The sequence below is a fragment of the Pseudomonas sp. GL-B-26 genome (assembly GCF_019947405.1).
Classification (GTDB): Bacteria; Pseudomonadota; Gammaproteobacteria; order Pseudomonadales; family Pseudomonadaceae; genus Aquipseudomonas.
Genome location: NZ_JAGYGJ010000025.1, coordinates 59,040 through 77,036 on the forward strand (window position 1 = coordinate 59,040; position 17,997 = coordinate 77,036).

The 17,997-nt window shown below is 59.4% G+C and carries 13 protein-coding genes; 6 read left to right on the forward strand and 7 right to left on the reverse strand.

Annotation, left to right across the window (positions count from 1 at the left end):
• The first annotated feature begins 80 nt into the window (after positions 1-80).
• The gene (locus KGB23_RS17505; RefSeq protein ID WP_223431979.1) at positions 81-1,379 is read left to right on the forward strand and encodes an MFS transporter; all 1,299 of its coding nucleotides are present in this window, start codon (positions 81-83) and stop codon (positions 1,377-1,379) included.
• A gap of 184 nt (positions 1,380-1,563) precedes the next feature.
• On the opposite strand, the gene KGB23_RS17510 is transcribed toward KGB23_RS17505, so the two are convergent.
• On the reverse strand, positions 1,564-3,027 hold the full coding sequence (locus tag KGB23_RS17510) for a glyceraldehyde-3-phosphate dehydrogenase (RefSeq protein ID WP_192407181.1): 1,464 nt from the start codon (positions 3,025-3,027) through the stop codon (positions 1,564-1,566).
• Positions 3,028-3,389: 362 nt separating this feature from the next.
• Here KGB23_RS17510 and mfd point away from each other — a divergent pair, with 362 nt between their 5' ends.
• From mfd to KGB23_RS17525, 3 genes are read left to right on the forward strand one after another with little or no spacing between them, the layout of a single operon-like run.
• The gene (gene mfd, locus KGB23_RS17515) at positions 3,390-6,839 is read left to right on the forward strand and encodes a transcription-repair coupling factor (protein WP_095128744.1); all 3,450 of its coding nucleotides are present in this window, start codon (positions 3,390-3,392) and stop codon (positions 6,837-6,839) included.
• Positions 6,840-6,849: 10 nt separating this feature from the next.
• Complete coding sequence (locus tag KGB23_RS17520; protein ID WP_223431980.1) at positions 6,850-7,416, forward strand: CsiV family protein; 567 nt, start codon at positions 6,850-6,852, stop codon at positions 7,414-7,416.
• Between the two features lie 10 nt (positions 7,417-7,426).
• Positions 7,427-10,117 (forward strand): DEAD/DEAH box helicase, encoded by a 2,691-nt coding sequence (locus KGB23_RS17525; RefSeq protein ID WP_223431981.1) that lies wholly within the window; start codon positions 7,427-7,429, stop codon positions 10,115-10,117.
• 93 nt (positions 10,118-10,210) lie between these two features.
• Here KGB23_RS17525 and KGB23_RS17530 read toward each other — a convergent pair whose 3' ends face one another.
• The 3 genes from KGB23_RS17530 to KGB23_RS17540 all read right to left on the reverse strand — a co-directional run bounded on the left by KGB23_RS17530 (position 10,211) and on the right by KGB23_RS17540 (position 12,837).
• Positions 10,211-10,948: an S-methyl-5'-thioinosine phosphorylase gene (locus tag KGB23_RS17530; RefSeq protein WP_223431982.1), complete on the reverse strand. Its 738-nt coding sequence runs from the start codon at positions 10,946-10,948 to the stop codon at positions 10,211-10,213.
• Between the two features lie 12 nt (positions 10,949-10,960).
• Complete coding sequence (nagZ, locus tag KGB23_RS17535; RefSeq protein WP_173860483.1) at positions 10,961-11,959, reverse strand: beta-N-acetylhexosaminidase; 999 nt, start codon at positions 11,957-11,959, stop codon at positions 10,961-10,963.
• A 170-nt stretch (positions 11,960-12,129) separates the two neighbouring features.
• On the reverse strand, positions 12,130-12,837 hold the full coding sequence (locus KGB23_RS17540; RefSeq protein ID WP_007933170.1) for a TetR/AcrR family transcriptional regulator: 708 nt from the start codon (positions 12,835-12,837) through the stop codon (positions 12,130-12,132).
• 229 nt (positions 12,838-13,066) lie between these two features.
• Between KGB23_RS17540 and lexA the strand changes: the two genes are divergently transcribed.
• Both lexA and sulA read left to right on the forward strand, forming a co-directional pair.
• Positions 13,067-13,675: a transcriptional repressor LexA gene (lexA, locus tag KGB23_RS17545; protein ID WP_007933171.1), complete on the forward strand. Its 609-nt coding sequence runs from the start codon at positions 13,067-13,069 to the stop codon at positions 13,673-13,675.
• A gap of 10 nt (positions 13,676-13,685) precedes the next feature.
• Positions 13,686-14,159: an SOS-induced cell division inhibitor SulA gene (sulA, locus tag KGB23_RS17550; RefSeq protein WP_008151409.1), complete on the forward strand. Its 474-nt coding sequence runs from the start codon at positions 13,686-13,688 to the stop codon at positions 14,157-14,159.
• Between the two features lie 94 nt (positions 14,160-14,253).
• Here sulA and KGB23_RS17555 read toward each other — a convergent pair whose 3' ends face one another.
• From KGB23_RS17555 to topA, 3 genes are all read right to left on the reverse strand, one after another.
• Entirely contained in the window at positions 14,254-14,487 is a 234-nt protein-coding gene (locus tag KGB23_RS17555) for a hypothetical protein (protein ID WP_046055277.1), read from the reverse strand.
• Between the two features lie 139 nt (positions 14,488-14,626).
• Positions 14,627-15,151: a DUF6586 family protein gene (locus KGB23_RS17560; RefSeq protein WP_046047843.1), complete on the reverse strand. Its 525-nt coding sequence runs from the start codon at positions 15,149-15,151 to the stop codon at positions 14,627-14,629.
• Positions 15,152-15,292: 141 nt separating this feature from the next.
• Complete coding sequence (topA, locus tag KGB23_RS17565; RefSeq protein ID WP_223431983.1) at positions 15,293-17,926, reverse strand: type I DNA topoisomerase; 2,634 nt, start codon at positions 17,924-17,926, stop codon at positions 15,293-15,295.
• Between the last annotated feature and the right edge of the window lie 71 nt (positions 17,927-17,997).

Genomic DNA, 17,997 nt, shown 5'->3' on the forward strand with positions numbered 1-17,997 from the left:
TCAGAGCGCGTGGGAGCGAGCCTGCTCGCTCCCACAGGTGCAGCGTTTCAAACAAGATTTACCAGCGTGAGTACCTACAAATGTCTGCCAACACGAGCAAAGGCAAAGCGATTTTTCGCGTTGTCAGCGGTAACTTTCTCGAGATGTTCGACTTTATGGTCTACGGCTTTTACGCCACGGCCATCGCCAAAACCTTCTTCCCTGCCGACAGCGCTTTTGCCTCACTGATGTTGTCCCTGGCCACCTTCGGTGCCGGTTTCCTGATGCGCCCATTGGGGGCGATTTTCCTCGGTGCCTATATCGATCGTCACGGTCGACGCAAAGGCCTGATCATCACCCTCGCAATGATGGCCGCCGGCACGGTACTGATCGCCTGCGTGCCGGGTTACGCCACATTGGGCGTTGCGGCGCCGCTAATCGTGCTGTTCGGTCGCCTGCTGCAAGGCTTCTCGGCCGGCGTGGAACTGGGCGGTGTGTCGGTCTACCTCGCCGAGATTTCCACCCCGGGCCGCAAAGGTTTCTTTGTCAGTTGGCAGTCCGCCAGTCAGCAAGCGGCGGTCGTGTTCGCCGGCCTGCTCGGCGTGGGATTGAACCACTGGCTCAGCCCGGAACAAATGGGCGACTGGGGCTGGCGCGTGCCGTTCCTGATCGGCTGCATGATCGTGCCGGTGATCTTCGTGATTCGTCGCTCGCTGGAAGAAACCCCGGAATTCCAGGCGCGTAAACACCGCCCTACCCTGCGGGACGTCGTCCGCTCGATCAGCCAGAACTTTGGCATCGTCATCGCCGGTATGGCGTTAGTGGTGATGACCACGGTGTCGTTCTATCTGATCACCGCCTACACCCCGACCTTCGGTAAAGCCGAACTGCATTTGTCGGATCTGGATGCGTTGCTGGTGACGGTGTGTATCGGTCTGTCGAACTTCTTTTGGCTACCGGTGATGGGAGCGTTTTCCGACAGGATCGGACGCAAACCCTTGCTGCTGGCGGCGACGATTCTGGCGATCCTCACCGCCTATCCCGCCCTGTCGTGGCTGGTAGCGAACCCGAGCTTCAGCCACCTGCTGATCGTCGAGTTATGGCTGTCGTTCCTGTATGGCTCGTATAACGGCGCCATGGTCGTGGCGCTGACCGAGATCATGCCGGTGGAAGTTCGTACGACTGGATTCTCCTTGGCCTACAGCCTGGCAACCGCGACCTTCGGGGGATTTACGCCGGCGGCGTGTACGTACCTGATTCATGTGCTGGATAACAAGGCTGCACCGGGGATATGGCTCAGTGGTGCGGCGGTGTTGGGGTTGATCGCGACGCTGGTGTTGTTCCGTGGCAATCGGCATGAATTGCCGACTGCGCAAGCCTCTGTGGTCGGCGGCGCCTGATCCATCGCCTTCGCGAGCAAGCCCGCTCCCACATTTGACCGCGTCCGCCGGGACAACTCGATCAAATGTGGGAGCGGGCTTGCTCGCGAAGAGGCCAACACCGACAACACACCTGCAACGGACCAAACCGCACAAACAAAAACGCCCCGACCAAAGTCGGGGCGTTTTCATGTGCAGCTAACGCTTAGCGCGGGAATGCAGGCGGGTTTACACCGGCCATGTCTTCCATCACGCGAACCACCTGGCAGCTGTAACCGAATTCGTTGTCGTACCAAACGTACAGAACAACGCGGTTGTCTTGGCTGATGGTTGCTTCAGCGTCCACCACGCCTGCGTGGCGCGAGCCAACGAAGTCGGTGGACACCACTTCCTGCGAATTGACGTAGTCGATTTGCTTATGCAGATCGGAGTGCAGCGCCATGTAGCGCAGGTACTCGTTCATCTCTTCACGGGTGGCGGCTTTCTCAAGGTTCAGGTTGAGAATGGCCATCGACACGTTTGGCGTCGGAACGCGGATCGCGTTACCGGTCAGCTTGCCGGCCAGCTCAGGCAAAGCCTTGGCAGCAGCGGTGGCAGCACCGGTCTCGGTGATTACCATGTTCAACGCGGCGCTACGGCCACGGCGATCGCCTTTGTGGAAGTTGTCGATCAGGTTCTGGTCGTTGGTGTACGAGTGAACCGTTTCAACGTGACCGTTGATGATGCCGAACTTGTCGTTGACGGCTTTGAGCACCGGCACGATGGCGTTGGTGGTGCAGGAAGCCGCGGAAACGATCTTGTCATCAGCGGTGATTTCACCGTGGTTGATGCCGTGAACGATATTCTTCAGCTTGCCTTTGCCAGGCGCGGTCAGAACAACGCGATCAATACCCGGGCAAGCCAAGTGCTGGCCCAGACCGTCGGCGTCACGCCACACACCGGTGTTGTCCACCAGCAGTGCGTCTTTGATGCCGTACTGGGTGTAGTCCACTTCAGTCGGGTTTTTCGCGTAGATAACCTGGATCAGGTTGCCGTTGGCGGTGATGGTGTTGTTGGCTTCATCAATGGTGATGGTGCCATCGAACGGACCATGAACCGAATCACGACGCAGCAGGCTGGCACGTTTGACCAGATCGTTCTCGGCGCCCTTGCGGACAACGATGGCGCGCAGACGCAGGCCGTCGCCACCACCGGTTTTCTCGATCAGGATGCGCGCCAGCAGACGGCCGATACGACCGAAGCCGTACAGAACAACGTCGGTACCTTTGCGGGCGGAAACATTTTGCTGACCAACGACGTCAGCCAGTTCTTCACGGACGAACTGCTCGGCAGTACGGCCATTGCCTTCAGCCTTGAACTTGACTGCAAGCTTGCCCAGGTCTACCGAAGCAGCGCCGAGCTTGAGCTCGCTCATTGCCTTGAGCAGCGGGAATGTTTCGTGGACGGACAATTCGCTGTCATCAGACTGACGATGACGAGCAAAGCGGTGAGCTTTGAGAATCGCAATGACTGAACGATTGATCAGGCTGCGGCCATAGATCGAGCTCACCACGTTGTTATTGCGGTAGAGCTGACCGATAAGCGGAATCATCGCTTCTGCGAGTGCTTCACGGTCGATCCATTCACCAAGACACTGGTCGGGCTTCTGAGTCACGGGAACCTTCCACATGTAGGGGCAGAAAAAAGGGGCTACATTATGCCGCCGAGTGCCTCCCGTAGCAATGCGCGCCTGTCGCGTGGCCAGTAACAAAATCCTCTTCGAAAAAATAACGCACGGCTCAAGCCCAATAAAACCGTGGCCTGCAGCGCAGTCGTTTTTTGGGAGACAACGCTGTCTTGTCTGTAACCCTCCGTAACACTCGGTCGTTTTGCCACTACATATTCAGTGATTTTTACTAAAAAACGGGCCGATTTTGTCTTTACCACTACATTTCGCCCAACCTGCGTAATAGACACATCTGCAACTGACAGGCGGCACCCGGGACCGCTACAATTACCGACTTTGTCGCAACGCTTGGAGCTCAACCTTCCGTGCCCGTTCTGCGTCTACCGCTTCTCCCTGCCGCGGCAGGTAAACAGCACTGGGGCAACCTGCCCGGTGCCGCCCTGAGCCTGGCCATTGCCGAGGCCGCCAGCGCTGCCAAGCGCTTCACCCTGCTACTGACTGCCGACAGCCAAAGTGCCGAACGGCTGGAACAGGAGCTGAGTTTCTTCGCCCCGGATTTGCCGGTGCTGCATTTCCCGGACTGGGAAACGCTGCCCTACGATCTGTTTTCGCCGCACCAGGACATTATTTCCCAGCGAATCTCCGCGTTGTATCGACTGCCAGAGCTGAGTCATGGCGTTTTGGTCGTGCCGATCACGACGGCCCTGCATCGCCTGGCACCGACCAAATTCCTGCTCGGAAGCAGCCTGGTGCTGGACATCGGCCAGAAGCTCGATGTCGAGCAAATGCGCACGCGGCTTGAGGCCAGCGGCTATCGCTACGTCGATACCGTCTACGAGCATGGCGAATTCACCGTGCGCGGCTCGTTGATCGACCTGTTCCCGATGGGCAGCAAACTGCCTTTTCGAATTGACCTGTTCGACGACGAAATCGAGACCCTTCGTACCTTCGATCCGGAAAACCAGCGCTCTATCGACAAGGTTGAAACGGTTCGCCTCCTGCCAGCGAGAGAGTTTCCGCTGCAAAAGGATGCGGTCACCCGCTTCAAGGCGCGCTTTCGCGAGCGTTTCGATGTCGACTTCCGTCGCTGCCCGATCTTCCAGGACTTGAGCAGCGGGATTACCCCGGCCGGTATCGAGTACTACCTGCCGCTGTTCTTCGACGAAACTTCCACGCTGTTCGATTACCTGCCCCAGGACACGCAAGTGTTTTCCCTGCCCGGCATCGAGCAGGCGGCGGAAAATTTCTGGAACGACGTGCGCAATCGCTATGAAGAGCGTCGCGTCGATCCGGCCCGTCCTTTATTGCCGCCAGCTGAACTGTTCCTGCCAGTGGAAGATTGCTTCGCTCGGCTGAAGAACTGGCCGCGCGTGGTTGCCAGTCAACAGGACGTGGAAACCGGCGTCGGTCGCGAGCGCTTCCCCGCTCGGGAGCTGCCGAACCTGGCCATCGAAGCCAAGGCCACCCAACCGTTGGCGGCGCTGGCGGGTTTCCTCGACGAGTTTCCCGGTCGCGTGCTGTTTACCGCCGAGTCCGCGGGCCGTCGTGAAGTGTTGCTGGAATTGCTGGAACGCTTGAAACTGCGACCGAAAACCGTCGACAGCTGGCCGGACTTTGTCGCAAGCAAAGAGCGCCTGGCGATCACCATCGCGCCGCTCGACGAAGGCCTGGTGCTTGACGACCCGGCCCTGGCCCTGGTCGCCGAAAGCCCTCTGTTCGGTCAGCGCGTGATGCAGCGCCGTCGCCGCGAGAAACGCGCCGATGCCAACAACGATGCCGTCATCAAGAACCTCACCGAGCTGCGCGAAGGCGCGCCGGTGGTGCATATCGATCACGGCGTCGGTCGCTATCTCGGGCTGACGATCCTGGAAATCGATAGTCAGGCAGCCGAATTCCTGACCCTCGAATACGCCGAAAACGCCAAGCTATACGTGCCGGTGGCCAACCTGCATCTGATCGCCCGATACACCGGCAGCGACGATGCCCTGGCCCCACTGCACCGCCTGGGCTCCGAGACCTGGCAGAAAGCCAAACGCAAAGCCGCCGAACAGGTGCGCGACGTGGCGGCTGAATTGCTCGACATCTATGCCCGCCGCGCCGCTCGCGAAGGTTATGCGTTCGCCGACCCGAAAGCCGATTACGCAACCTTCAGCGCGGGCTTCCCGTTCGAAGAAACCCCGGACCAGCAAACCACCATCGAAGCGGTGCGCACCGACATGCTCGCGCCGAAACCGATGGACCGTCTGGTCTGCGGCGACGTCGGTTTCGGCAAGACCGAAGTGGCGATGCGCGCCGCGTTCATTGCGGTGCATGGCGGTCGTCAGGTGGCGATTCTGGTGCCGACCACCCTGCTCGCCCAGCAGCATTACAACAGCTTCCGCGACCGCTTCGCCGATTGGCCGGTGAGCGTGGAAGTGATGAGTCGCTTCAAGTCGACCAAGGAAGTCAACGCCGCGGTCGCGGACCTGGCCGAAGGCAAGATCGACATCGTCATCGGCACGCACAAGCTGCTGCAGGACGACGTGAAAATCAAAAACCTGGGGCTGGTGATCATCGACGAAGAGCACCGTTTCGGTGTCCGTCAGAAGGAACAGCTCAAGGCCCTGCGCAGTGAAGTCGACATCCTCACCCTGACCGCCACGCCGATTCCGCGTACGCTGAACATGGCGGTGTCGGGCATGCGCGACCTGTCGATTATCGCCACGCCGCCGGCCCGTCGCCTGTCGGTACGGACTTTCGTCATGGAGCAGAACAAGAGCACGGTCAAAGAGGCCTTGCTTCGTGAGCTGTTGCGTGGCGGTCAGGTCTATTACCTGCACAACGACGTGAAGACCATCGAGAAATGCGCCGCCGACCTCGCCGAACTGGTGCCGGAAGCACGGATCGGTATCGGCCACGGGCAGATGCGTGAACGCGATCTCGAACAAGTGATGAGCGACTTCTACCACAAGCGCTTCAACGTGCTGATCGCCTCGACCATCATCGAGACCGGCATTGACGTGCCTAGCGCCAACACCATCATCATCGAGCGTGCCGACAAGTTCGGCCTGGCGCAGCTGCACCAGTTGCGCGGCCGGGTCGGTCGCAGTCACCACCAGGCTTACGCTTATTTGCTGACGCCGCCGCGTCAGCAAATCACGCCTGACGCCGAAAAACGCCTGGAAGCGATCGCCAATACCCAGGACCTCGGCGCGGGCTTCGTGCTCGCCACCAACGACCTGGAAATCCGTGGCGCCGGCGAATTGCTCGGCGACGGGCAGAGCGGACAGATCCAGGCCGTCGGTTTCACGCTGTACATGGAGATGCTCGAGCGCGCAGTGAAGTCGATCCGCAAGGGCGAACAACCGAACCTCGACCAGCCGCTCGGCGGTGGTCCGGAAGTCAATCTGCGGGTACCGGCGTTGATTCCCGAGGACTATCTGCCGGACGTGCACGCCCGACTGATTCTCTACAAACGCATCGCCTCGGCCACCGACGAGGAAGGCCTCAAGGACTTGCAGGTGGAGATGATCGATCGTTTCGGCCTGTTGCCGGAACCGACCAAGAACCTGATGCGCATTACCGCGCTGAAATTGCAGGCCGAGCTACTGGGCATCAAGAAAGTCGACGGCGGCCCGCAAGGTGGCCGAATCGAGTTCGCGACGCAAACCCCGGTCGACCCGCTGACGCTGATCAAACTGATCCAGAGCCAGCCCAAACGCTACAAATTCGAAGGCGCCACGATGTTTAAATTCCAGGTGCCGATGGAGCGCCCGGAAGAGCGCTTTAATACTGTAGAGGCGCTGTTTGAGCACCTCATTCCGAAAACTGCTTGAAGGACGCCGCATGCGCCTGTTTCGCTTACTGATTCTGTTGATGACCCTGGTTGCGCCAACGACGTTTGCCGATGACCTGTACCAGATAGAAATGATTCTGGTCCGCCAAAACGCCGTGCCGGCGATCGTCAGCCGCGCCGCGCCGGAAGACTGGGCTGCCGGAGCTCAGCCCATCAACCCCGACAGCCTGCGCACACCGAGTCTCAATGCCGAAGTGGAAAAACTCACCGCCAGCAATGAATACACGGTATTGCTGCACAAGGCCTGGCAACAGACTCTCGGCGAAGAGGCCAGCAAAGTCGCGATCAGCGAGGGCAAGGAACAGTTCGGTCAGTTCCCGATCGAGGGCACGCTGAGCATGAAACTGGGGCGGTTCACCGATGTGGATGCAGACTTCTGGGTCAACCAGATCGACGCCAACGGCTTGGTCACCGCCAGCGAAAGCATGAAACAGGAAAGCCACACCAAGAACGGCCAGCTGAACTTCCTCGACAACGGCCATCTCGGCCTGCTGATCAAGATCACCTCGCTGACGTCCCCTGCGCCTCGGCCAGTCCCCGATGAAATTCCGGACTGATTGAGTCCTTATGCCCCCGACCCTGAGCAAACCCCTGGCACCTTCCTGGGTCAGCCGATTCAAGGAACAGAGCCTGGAGCGTGGCCGCCGCTACGCTTTGGAGAACCGCGTCAGGATCGTCGAGGCCGGCGACGCCACAATCATTGCCGCCTGCGAGGGCTCTGGCGGTAACGTTTACCGCCAGACCATTCGCCTGCGCGAGTCAGCCAAAGCCACGTTGCTGATGATCGATGCCACTTGCACCTGCCCGGTCCACAGCAACTGCAAGCACTGCGCGGCGGTGCTGCTGAAAGTGCAGGAAACCCTGGCTTATCCCGCTGCCGCGCAAGACGCCGAGCTACTCGAGAAACTTCAAGCCGTACTGGAAAACCGTAGCCCGAAGGCGCCGCCACAAGTGCTGGTGGATAACGTGCAACCGGTGCCGCGCCTGTGGCTGGCGAGCATCGAATTCAGCGCCTTCGAACCGCGCAACGGCAAGATGCAGCGTTATATTCAGCATCGCGCGGCGTTGTCTTTCAGCTATCTGGATGAATACGTTTCCGGGCAGAAGAACGCTGACATCCTGATTCGTCAGGAGACGCAAACGTTACGAATAAAACGCCACCCGGAAGTCGAACAGACCTACAGGGAGCAGCTACGAATCCTCGGCTTCAAGGTTGCCACCCGGCAAAGCAAGGCCTTGCCGGAAAGCGCCGGCGAACTTTTCGAGATGGTCAACGACAGCGCCTGGCTGACTTTCACCCTCAATGAACTGCCGAAGCTGCGCACCCAGGGCTGGGAGTTGCAGATCGACGAAGACTTCGGTTTCGACCTGACTGCCGTGGACGATTGGTACGCCACCGTCGAACAAGCGCCGGAGCGTGACTGGTTCGATCTGGAGCTGGGAATCATCGTCAACGGCGAGCGGCTGAGTCTGCTGCCGATCCTGCTCAACCTGATGCGCTCTCACACCGAGATCCTCAATCCGGAACGCCTCGCCCGACGTCGCGACGACGAGTTGATCCTGGTGAACATTCCCAATCGCCCGAACTCTGAGTACGGCCCGCTGCAAGTCGCCCTGCCCTTCGGCCGATTGAAACCGGTACTGGCGACCCTCGGCGAGTTCTACCTGCAAGGGCCCGGTGAAACGACGCTGCGCCTGAGCAAGGCCGATGCCACGCGACTGAATCCACTGGAAGACCTGCCGTTGCTTTGGGAGGGTGGCGAGCAAATTCGCACCTTTGCCCAGCGGCTGCGGGACATCAAGGACTTCACCGGGACCGCACCGGAAGGCTTGAACGCGACCTTGCGCCCCTATCAGCTGGAAGGCTTGAGCTGGATGCAGTCGTTGCGACAACTGGAAGTCGGCGGGATTCTCGCGGACGACATGGGTCTGGGCAAAACCCTACAGACCCTGGCGCACATTCTCAGCGAGAAGAACGCCGGACGCCTCGATCGGCCGTGCATGGTGGTGATGCCCACCAGCCTGATCCCAAACTGGCTGGATGAAGCGGCGCACTTCACGCCGCAACTCAAAGTGCTGGCACTGTACGGCGCCAGCCGCAAAAAGCATTTCGACACGCTGGCCGATTACGACCTGATCCTGACCACCTATGCGTTGCTGCCCAAGGACGTCGAACGTCTGGCGGCCCAGCCTTTGCACGTATTGGTTCTGGACGAGGCGCAATACATCAAGAACCCCAACAGCAAGGCCGCCCACGCTGCCCGCGAGTTGAATGCCCGTCAGCGCCTGTGCCTGAGCGGCACGCCGCTGGAAAACCACCTGGGTGAGCTGTGGTCGCTGTTTCACTTCCTGCTGCCCGGCTGGCTGGGTGATGTAAAAAGCTTCAATCGCGATTACCGCGTGCCAATCGAAAAGCGCGCCAGCGAAGTACGACTTCAGCACCTCAATGGCCGGATAAAACCGTTCCTGCTGCGTCGAACCAAGGAACAGGTGGCGACCGAGTTGCCGCCGAAAACCGAAATCATCCATTGGGTCGAGCTCAACGAAGCCCAGCGCGACGTGTACGAAACCATGCGTCTGGCGATGGACAAGAAAGTCCGCGACGAGATCACCCGCAAGGGCGTGGCGCGCAGCCAGATCATCATTCTTGAAGCGCTGCTGAAGCTGCGCCAGGTCTGCTGCGATCTGAGGCTGGTCAACGATGCCACCCTGCCCACCCGCGGCAGCACGTCGGGCAAGCTCGACAGCCTGATGGAAATGCTTGAGGAATTGTTCGATGAGGGTCGGCGGATTCTGCTGTTCTCGCAGTTCACTTCAATGCTGTCGCTGATTGAAGACGAGCTGAAAAAACGCGGCGTCGATTATGCGCTGCTGACCGGGCAGACCCGCGACCGGCGCGCCCCGGTAAAAGACTTCCAGAGCGGCAAGCGTCAGATCTTTCTGATCAGCCTGAAGGCAGGTGGCGTCGGCCTGAACCTGACCGAAGCCGACACGGTGATCCACTACGATCCGTGGTGGAATCCGGCGACGGAAAATCAGGCAACTGACCGGGCGTATCGCATTGGTCAGGAGAAGCCGGTGTTCGTCTATAAGATGATTGCCAGAGGCACGGTGGAAGAGAAGATTCAGCATCTGCAGAAGGAAAAATCCGACTTGGCGGCTGGCGTGCTGGATGGGCGCAAGACCGGGGACTGGAAGTTGCAGAGTGATGATATTGAAGCGTTGTTTGCGCCGTTGCCGGATAAACTCGAAAAATAGCGGCAATAGGTAAATCGCCTTCGCGAGCAGGTGATCACTGCACCTGTGGGAGCGAGCCTGCTCGCGAAAGGGTCAACTCGGCTTAACGATTGATCAGCCTTTAAGCACCCGAGCCAACGTCGACTTCACCTTACCCATCCCGTCATGCAGTGCTTGCTCGATCTCGGCCATGGTGATCACTGCCGTCGACTTGCCCGCTGCCGGGTTTACTACCAGCGCCAGACAGGCGTAATCCATTTCCAGCTCGCGAGCCAATGCCGCTTCCGGCATTCCGGTCATGCCGACGATGTCGCATCCGTCGCGCTCCAGTCTGGCGATTTCAGCGACGGTTTCCAGTCGCGGCCCTTGAGTGCAGGCATACACGCCATGACTGCTGTAGCCGACACTTTCGACCGCCAGCGCCGCGATCAATTGCTGACGCAGTGGCTCGCTGTAGGGATAGCTGAAATCGATGTGTGTGACCTGATGCAGATCATCGGCGAAATAGGTGTGCTCGCGACCACTGGTGTAGTCGATCAGCTGATGCGGCACACAGAAATGTCCGGTCCCCATCGCGGAATGAATCCCACCCACGGCGTTGACCGCGAGAATCGCTTCGGCGCCAGCCTGTTTCAACGCCCAGAGGTTGGCGCGGTAGTTCACTTGATGCGGCGGAAAACGGTGAGGATGACCGTGACGCGCGAGAAACAGCACTTCCTTGCCGGCGTACTCGCCAATCTGCACTTCAGCCGAAGGCGCGCCGTACGGCGTGTCCACCGCCAATGACTGACGAATGCTCAGGCCTTCGAGTTGAGTCAGGCCGGTTCCACCGATAATCGCGTAAACCGTCATATCGAAAAGTCCTCAATCAATCAGTTGAGCATCTTTGAGCGCGCCCACGGCTGTCAGCCAGCGCGGGTCTTGACGGTATTCAGTGCTGGCGTACGACTGGCCGCGCATCCGCGCAATGCGTTCGGACGGCTTGACCTTCAGACGCTGGGCGGCGCTCAGGGCCAATTCAGCGGCCGCGCGATCGTTGCACACCAGGCCCATGTCGCAACCGGCAGTCAGCGCCGCTTCGATACGGCTGGCAGCATCGCCGACCACGTGGGCGCCGGCCATGGACAGGTCATCGCTGAAGATCACGCCGTCAAATTGCAGCTCGCCACGCAGGATGTCCTGCAACCAGCGACGGGAGAAGCCGGCAGGCTGGGAATCGACTTGTGGATAAATCACGTGGGCTGGCATGACCGCGGCCAATTGCTTGCTCAGTCGGGCGAACGGCACCAGGTCATTGGCGCGGATTTCGTCGAGACTGCGCTCATCAACAGGGATCGCAACGTGGGAATCGGCCTCGGCCCAGCCATGACCGGGAAAGTGCTTGCCGGTTGCGGCCATTCCCGCGCTATTCATGCCACGGATAAATGCACCCGCCAACAACGCTGCACGCTCGGGATCACCTTCAAATGAACGGGTGCCGACCACGGCGCTGCGCTGGAAGTCGAGGTCCAGCACTGGAGCGAAGCTCAGATCGAGGCCGACGGCCAGCACTTCAGTCGCCATGATCCAGCCGCATTGTTCGGCGAGGTACTCGGCATTCGGGTTGTCAGCGATGGCGCGCATGGCTGGCAGCCGTACGAAGCCCTGACGCAAACGCTGAACCCGGCCGCCCTCCTGGTCGACTGCCAGCAGCAGATCAGGGCGAATGGCGCGGATTGAGGCACTCAACTCGCGCACCTGGCGCGGGTGTTCGATATTACGGGCGAAAATGATCAGGCCGCCCACTTCGGGTTGGCGCAACAATTGGCGATCTTCAGCCGTCAGCCAGGTACCGGCGACGTCCACCATCAACGAGCCTTGCAGGCCAGCAGTCATAGAGATTCCTTGATAACGATAAACCCGGCTCGCACGCAACCGCCGCCATGGGCTATGCCCGGCAGGTCGGCGATACAAATGGGGAGCGGGTTCAGAACGAGAGTCGGCATGGGCGGCTAGCTTAGCGGATGTCAGCTGCCGCGCCCACCCGTGCGCGGTTAAACCTTGGCAGCAACCGGAGTTGATTTGCTGCGCGGACGCAACTGCGCAGTGGCCATGGCCGTATCGGTCACGCCGGTTTCGGCGCGCATGCCCGCCGCCAGGAACGGCACCATCAGACGCATGACTTGCTCAATGGAGGTGTTGACGCCGAAGTCGGTCTCGGCAATTGCGCGCAGGGCCTTGATACCGGACATGCTGAACGCGGCAGCGCCGAGCATGAAGTGCACGCGCCAGAACAGCTCGATCGGCGGAATACGCGGTGCAGCTTCGTTGACCAACATCATGTAGCGGCGGAACACCTTGCCGTACATGTCTTCTAGATAACGCCGCAAGTGCCCTTGGCTCTGACTGAAAGCCAGACCCAGCAAGCGCATGAAAATCGACAGATCGTTGCCGCTGCGTGGTTGCACCACCAGGGCTTGCTCGACGAGAATTTCCAGCAGCTCTTCAAGCGTCGGCTTGTTCTCCGGCTTGGCCTGACGCCGCTCCAGCTCTTTATCAAGGCTTAAGCAGAACGGCCCGAGAAAACGCGAAAAAACTGCCTGGATCAGCGCCTTCTTCGAACCGAAGTGATAGTTCACCGCCGCCAGATTGACACCGGCCTTGCTGGTGATCAGACGCAATGAGGTTTCAGCAAAACCTTTTTCCGCGAACAATTGCTCGGCAGCATCAAGAATGCGTTCAACGGTTTCCGACTGGGCCATGGCTACTCCGCCTGACAAACACTTGTTTGAAACATACGTTTCAGCCCAGGCCTTGTCAAGCCTGACGGTTCGTTTTGGGAATGGTCGGTCAGCTATTTAACCATACAACTCGCAAGCGTGAATCAGCGGGCTTATCGACCGTCTGGCGGCCGGCAAAAAAAGGGGCATTGCCAAGACAGTTTCACTGTATATAATCCCAGTCACTGTATAAAAAGACAGAGCGATCAATATGCTAAAGCTGACGCCACGCCAAGCAGAGATTCTGGCCTTCATCAAACGCTGCCTCGAAGACAACGGCTACCCGCCCACCCGCGCGGAAATCGCTCAGGAACTGGGTTTCAAGTCGCCCAATGCGGCGGAAGAACACCTCAAGGCGCTGGCCCGCAAGGGTGCGATCGAGATGACGCCCGGTGCTTCCCGTGGTATTCGCATCCCCGGCTTCGAAGCCAAGGCCGACGAGTCCACCCTGCCGATCATTGGCCGAGTGGCTGCCGGTGCTCCGATCCTCGCCCAGCAGCACATCGAAGAGTCCTGCAACATCAACCCGTCGTTCTTCCATCCTCGCGCCGACTATCTACTTCGTGTTCATGGCATGAGCATGAAGGATGTGGGCATTTTCGACGGTGACCTGCTGGCAGTGCATACCACCCGCGAAGCCCGCAACGGCCAGATCGTAGTAGCGCGGATCGGCGACGAAGTGACCGTCAAGCGTTTCAAGCGCGATGGTAGCAAGGTCTGGTTGATTGCCGAAAACCCTGAATTCGCCCCTATCGAAGTGAACCTGAAAGATCAGGAACTGGTGATCGAAGGCTTGAGTGTCGGCGTCATTCGCCGCTAAAGGAGGCTTTATGCAGTTCCCACACACATCACAGCAAGCCCAACTGCCGTTGTTCGAGGCTTTCATGGTGCAGCCATTGGCGCCGATCCTGAAAGACGTGGTCGAGTCCCCCTGGAGCGCCGAGCCCGAAGTCTTTAGTGAGCTGTCGCTGCGTGGTGCAGCCGGGAACTGCCTGAACCTTCTTGCGCCGATTCTCAGGGAACTGAGTCAGGACCAGGACGCGCGCTGGCTGACGCTGATCGCTCCGCCCGCCAGCCTGACCCAGGCCTGGTTGCGGGACGCCGGCCTTAACCGCGAACGCATCCTGCTGCTGCAACCGCGCGGCACTCAGAGCGCTCAGCAGTTGACCTGCGAGGCCTTGCGCCTGGGCCGCAGCCACACGGTGGTCAGCTGGCTCAACCCATTGAGCACAACTTCACGGCAACAGTTGATCAGCGCCGCCCGGATCGGGGACGCACAGAGCCTGAATATTCGATTGGGTTAACTGACAAACAAAGCGCGCATTGAACAGCGCGGGGCTTCTCCAAGGATAGAGAAGCCAAGTTGTAGCGATATCAGCAAAAAACCGACGGGCGGGATCAATGAAGAACCCGAGTCCCCTCGTCCGTATTGAAATCGCCTTCAACCAAGCGTCCGGCCATCTGAACGCCGACGCTCAACATCGCCTTGGCGACTTCCACGTGCTGGCCCTGCAGGAACGCCTTGGCATCCTCGGAGAAATCCAAAGTAACCAGAGAACCCTCGTCCTCAGCCCTGCGCAGCTCAATACGGCCGTCTGGTAACTCGACGATTTCTAGAAAGGACGTTGGCATAAAGGTCTGTTCTCCACGAAAGGCGGGGATTATATAGGCATCGGCCAGGCTTCGCTCGGTAACTTGACCGGATGTCATTGCGAAGAAATATCTGCTAGCACTCATCCCTGAGCGGACAACCCATCGGGTCATCCTTCCCTCAACACTCGTTCAAACCTTCGCGAAACCGAATCGCCAACCCTTTGAGGTTTTGACGCCAGCTCTCCAGCTCTTCCCGGCTCAGCTCTTGTGGAGCCTCTTCTTCATCCAGGTTTACGGCCAGGATCAGCGGCTGCGTCACGTCACCCTTAGGCTTGTGCGGCGCCCGTGGCGGCTGAAACAGCGCAGCGTGGGCTGCCAGCAGTTTGGCCAGCCAGGTTTCCGAATTATTGGCCAACTCGACCATCTCGGCCATTTCCGGAATCGCGATGGCTTCAAGCACTTCACGAGTCAGCAGCAACTCTGCCCGAGGCGCATTGGCCTGAGGCAAGCGATAGAAACCGGCGATTTCATGGCACAGCCCCAGCAACGCACCGTACAGGTGAAACAAGGCTGACTCGCGTCCGGCTTGAATCAGCGCCAGGGAGTTCATCGCCCGCCCCTCTTCGGCTCTGGCGAGCGCTTCCAGCGACAGGCCGGCGAAGTAAATCTTCTGGTTGGTACGGGTATAGAGTTCGTGGGCCATGACGGCAGCCTCCACAACGAAATAATTGCTTCACGCAGGTCAGACAGTGTCGTGGATCAGCTCCGCTTCCCGCAAGCACAAAACAAAAAGGCCGCATGAAAACCCGAGGGTTGTCATGCGGCCTTTTCAGTACAACACCTGTTAAGCCTTAGCGGTCTTCGCCGGGCGCTTGTCTTCAACCGTCCACTTGCCGCCGTCGTAGTACGCCTTCCAACCAGTCGGCTTACCGTCGACTTCAGTCTGTACGTACTGCTCTTTGGTTTTACGGCTGTAACGGATCACAGCAGGCAGGCCGTCCGGATCTTTCTTCGGCGCTTCGCAGAGGAAGTGGTACTTCGGATCGATCTCATCCTTGTGCGGCACAATTTCCATGACCAGCGGAGCACGAGTCTCGCGGTTTTTCGGGAATTGACTGGCCGCCAGGAACAGGCCGGAAGCACCGTCGCGCAGAATGTAGGTATCGTTGACCTTTTCGCATTTCAGCTCAGGCATCTTCACCGGATCCATCTTCGGCGGCGCTGCATCACCGCTTTTCAGCAGTTTTCGGGTGTTCTTGCACGTCGCATTGGTGCAACCGAAGAACTTGCCGAAACGGCCGGTCTTGAGCTGCATCTCGCTGCCGCACTTGTCGCATTCCAGGCTCGGACCTTCGTAGCCTTTGATGCGATAAGTGCCCTCTTCGATTTCGTAGCCAGAGCAATCCGGGTTGTTACCGCAGATGTGCAGCTTGCGCTTCTCATCCAGCAGGTAAGCGTCCATCGCCGTGCTGCAGATTGGGCAGCGGTGCTTGCCACGCAGCACCAGCGATTCCGATTCACCCTCGTCGTCCGCCGCGATTTCGTCGCCTGGCACCAGGTTGACGGTGGCCTTGCAGCGCTCTTTCGGCGGCAGGCTGTAGCCCGAGCAGCCGAGGAACACGCCGGTCGATGCGGTACGAATTTGCATCGGACGACTGCAGAGCACACACGGAATGTCAGTCATCACCGGTTGGTTGGCGCGCATGCCGCCTTCGGCGCTTTCGGCTACTTCAAGTTTCTTCTTGAAGTCACCGTAGAACTCGTCGAGCACATTCTTCCAGTCGCGCTCACCCTGGGCCACGTCATCGAGGTTCTCTTCCATGCCGGCGGTGAAGCCGTAGTCCATGAGATTGGAGAAGCTCTCGGCCAGACGCTCGGTAACGATGTCGCCCATCTTTTCCGAGTAGAAACGACGGTTGTGCAGCGCTACGTAGCCACGATCCTGGATGGTCGAAATGATCGCCGCGTAGGTCGAAGGACGACCGATGCCGCGTTTTTCCATTTCTTTAACCAGGCTCGCTTCCGAGTAACGCGCCGGCGGCTTGGTGAAGTGCTGGGTCGGATCAAGCTTGATCAGCTTCATCGCGTCGCCCTGAGCCATGTCCGGCAGCACGTCGTCATCGCCAGGCTTGGCGATTTGCGGCATGACGCGGGTGTAACCGTCGAACTTCAGGATGCGGCCTTTGGCGCGCAACTCGAAGTCACCGGCACCGACGGTGACCGTGGTCGACAGGTATTGGGCCGGCAGCATCTGGCAAGCGAGGAACTGGCGCCAGATCAGCTCGTAGAGCCGCTCTGCATCGCGCTCCATGCCCGACAGCTTGCTTGGCTCGGTGTTGGCATCGGAGGGGCGAATCGCTTCGTGAGCCTCTTGTGCGCCTTCCTTGCTGCTGTAGACATTCGGGGTTTCCGGCAGGTATTTCTTGCCGAACTCGCCTTCAATATAAGTACGCGCCATCGTCACGGCATCGGCCGAGAGGTTGGTGGAGTCGGTACGCATGTAAGTGATGTAGCCGGCTTCGTACAGACGCTGGGCCATCATCATGGTTTTCTTCACACCGAAGCCCAGACGGTTACTTGCGGCCTGTTGCAGGGTGGAAGTGATGAACGGCGCCGACGGCTTGCTGCTGGTCGGCTTGTCTTCGCGCTTGACGATGCTGTAACTGGAAGCCTTGAGCTTCTCCAGCGCGGCCATGGCCTGAGCTTCGTTGAGCGGCTTGAAGGCTTCGCCTTTCTCGCGAGCCACGTCAAAGCGCACGGTTGCGCCCTTCGCGGTACCGAGGTCGGCGTGAACTTCCCAGTACTCTTCCGGGTTGAACGCGCGGATTTCACGCTCACGCTCGACCACCAGTTTCACGGCAACCGATTGCACGCGACCGGCGGACAGGCCACGAGCGACCTTGGCCCACAGCAGTGGCGAAACCATGTAACCCACCACGCGGTCGAGGAAACGACGCGCTTGTTGTGCGTTTACACGATCGATGTCCAGCTCGCCCGGCTTGGAGAAGGCTTCCTGGATCGCTTTCTTGGTGATTTCGTTGAACACCACGCGCTTGTAGCGGCTGTCGTCACCACCAATGGCTTCGCGCAGGTGCCAGGCAATGGCTTCCCCCTCGCGATCCAAGTCGGTTGCGAGATAGATGGTGTCAGCATCTTTGGCGAGCCGGCGCAGCTCTTCGATGACCTTTTCCTTGCCCGGGAGGATCTCGTACTTGGCTTTCCAGCCATGATCGGGATCGACACCCATGCGCGAGACCAGCTGCTTGCGCGCTTTCTCTTTCGGCGTGAGCACCGGACCTTCACCCGCAGCGGCCTTGCCGCGCTTGGCGGCTGGCTCTTTGCTGGCGCTAGCCGAACCGCTGGTGGGCAGGTCTCGGATATGGCCGATACTCGACTTCACCACGTATTGGTTACCCAGATACTTGTTGATGGTCTTGGCCTTAGCCGGGGATTCCACAATGACCAGCGATTTGCCCATGGATCAGAAAATTCCTGAATTCTAGAAGTGAAAGGCGGTTGGCGCCTGACGCGGCACCGCTATATATAGTG

Excerpts from the sequence above, each read along its gene's own strand:
- lexA (WP_007933171.1), top strand. The coding sequence starts at position 13,067 with ATGCTAAAGCTGACGCCACGCCAAGCAGAGATTCTGGCCTTCATCAAA.
- KGB23_RS17505 (WP_223431979.1), top strand. The coding sequence starts at position 81 with ATGTCTGCCAACACGAGCAAAGGCAAAGCGATTTTTCGCGTTGTCAGC.
- sulA (WP_008151409.1), top strand. The coding sequence starts at position 13,686 with ATGCAGTTCCCACACACATCACAGCAAGCCCAACTGCCGTTGTTCGAG.
- KGB23_RS17510 (WP_192407181.1), bottom strand. The coding sequence starts at position 3,027 with ATGTGGAAGGTTCCCGTGACTCAGAAGCCCGACCAGTGTCTTGGTGAA.
- KGB23_RS17520 (WP_223431980.1), top strand. The coding sequence starts at position 6,850 with ATGCGCCTGTTTCGCTTACTGATTCTGTTGATGACCCTGGTTGCGCCA.
- KGB23_RS17540 (WP_007933170.1), bottom strand. The coding sequence starts at position 12,837 with ATGGCCCAGTCGGAAACCGTTGAACGCATTCTTGATGCTGCCGAGCAA.
- KGB23_RS17525 (WP_223431981.1), top strand. The coding sequence starts at position 7,427 with ATGCCCCCGACCCTGAGCAAACCCCTGGCACCTTCCTGGGTCAGCCGA.
- KGB23_RS17560 (WP_046047843.1), bottom strand. The coding sequence starts at position 15,151 with ATGGCCCACGAACTCTATACCCGTACCAACCAGAAGATTTACTTCGCC.
- topA (WP_223431983.1), bottom strand. The coding sequence starts at position 17,926 with ATGGGCAAATCGCTGGTCATTGTGGAATCCCCGGCTAAGGCCAAGACC.
- KGB23_RS17555 (WP_046055277.1), bottom strand. The coding sequence starts at position 14,487 with ATGCCAACGTCCTTTCTAGAAATCGTCGAGTTACCAGACGGCCGTATT.
- KGB23_RS17530 (WP_223431982.1), bottom strand. The coding sequence starts at position 10,948 with ATGACGGTTTACGCGATTATCGGTGGAACCGGCCTGACTCAACTCGAA.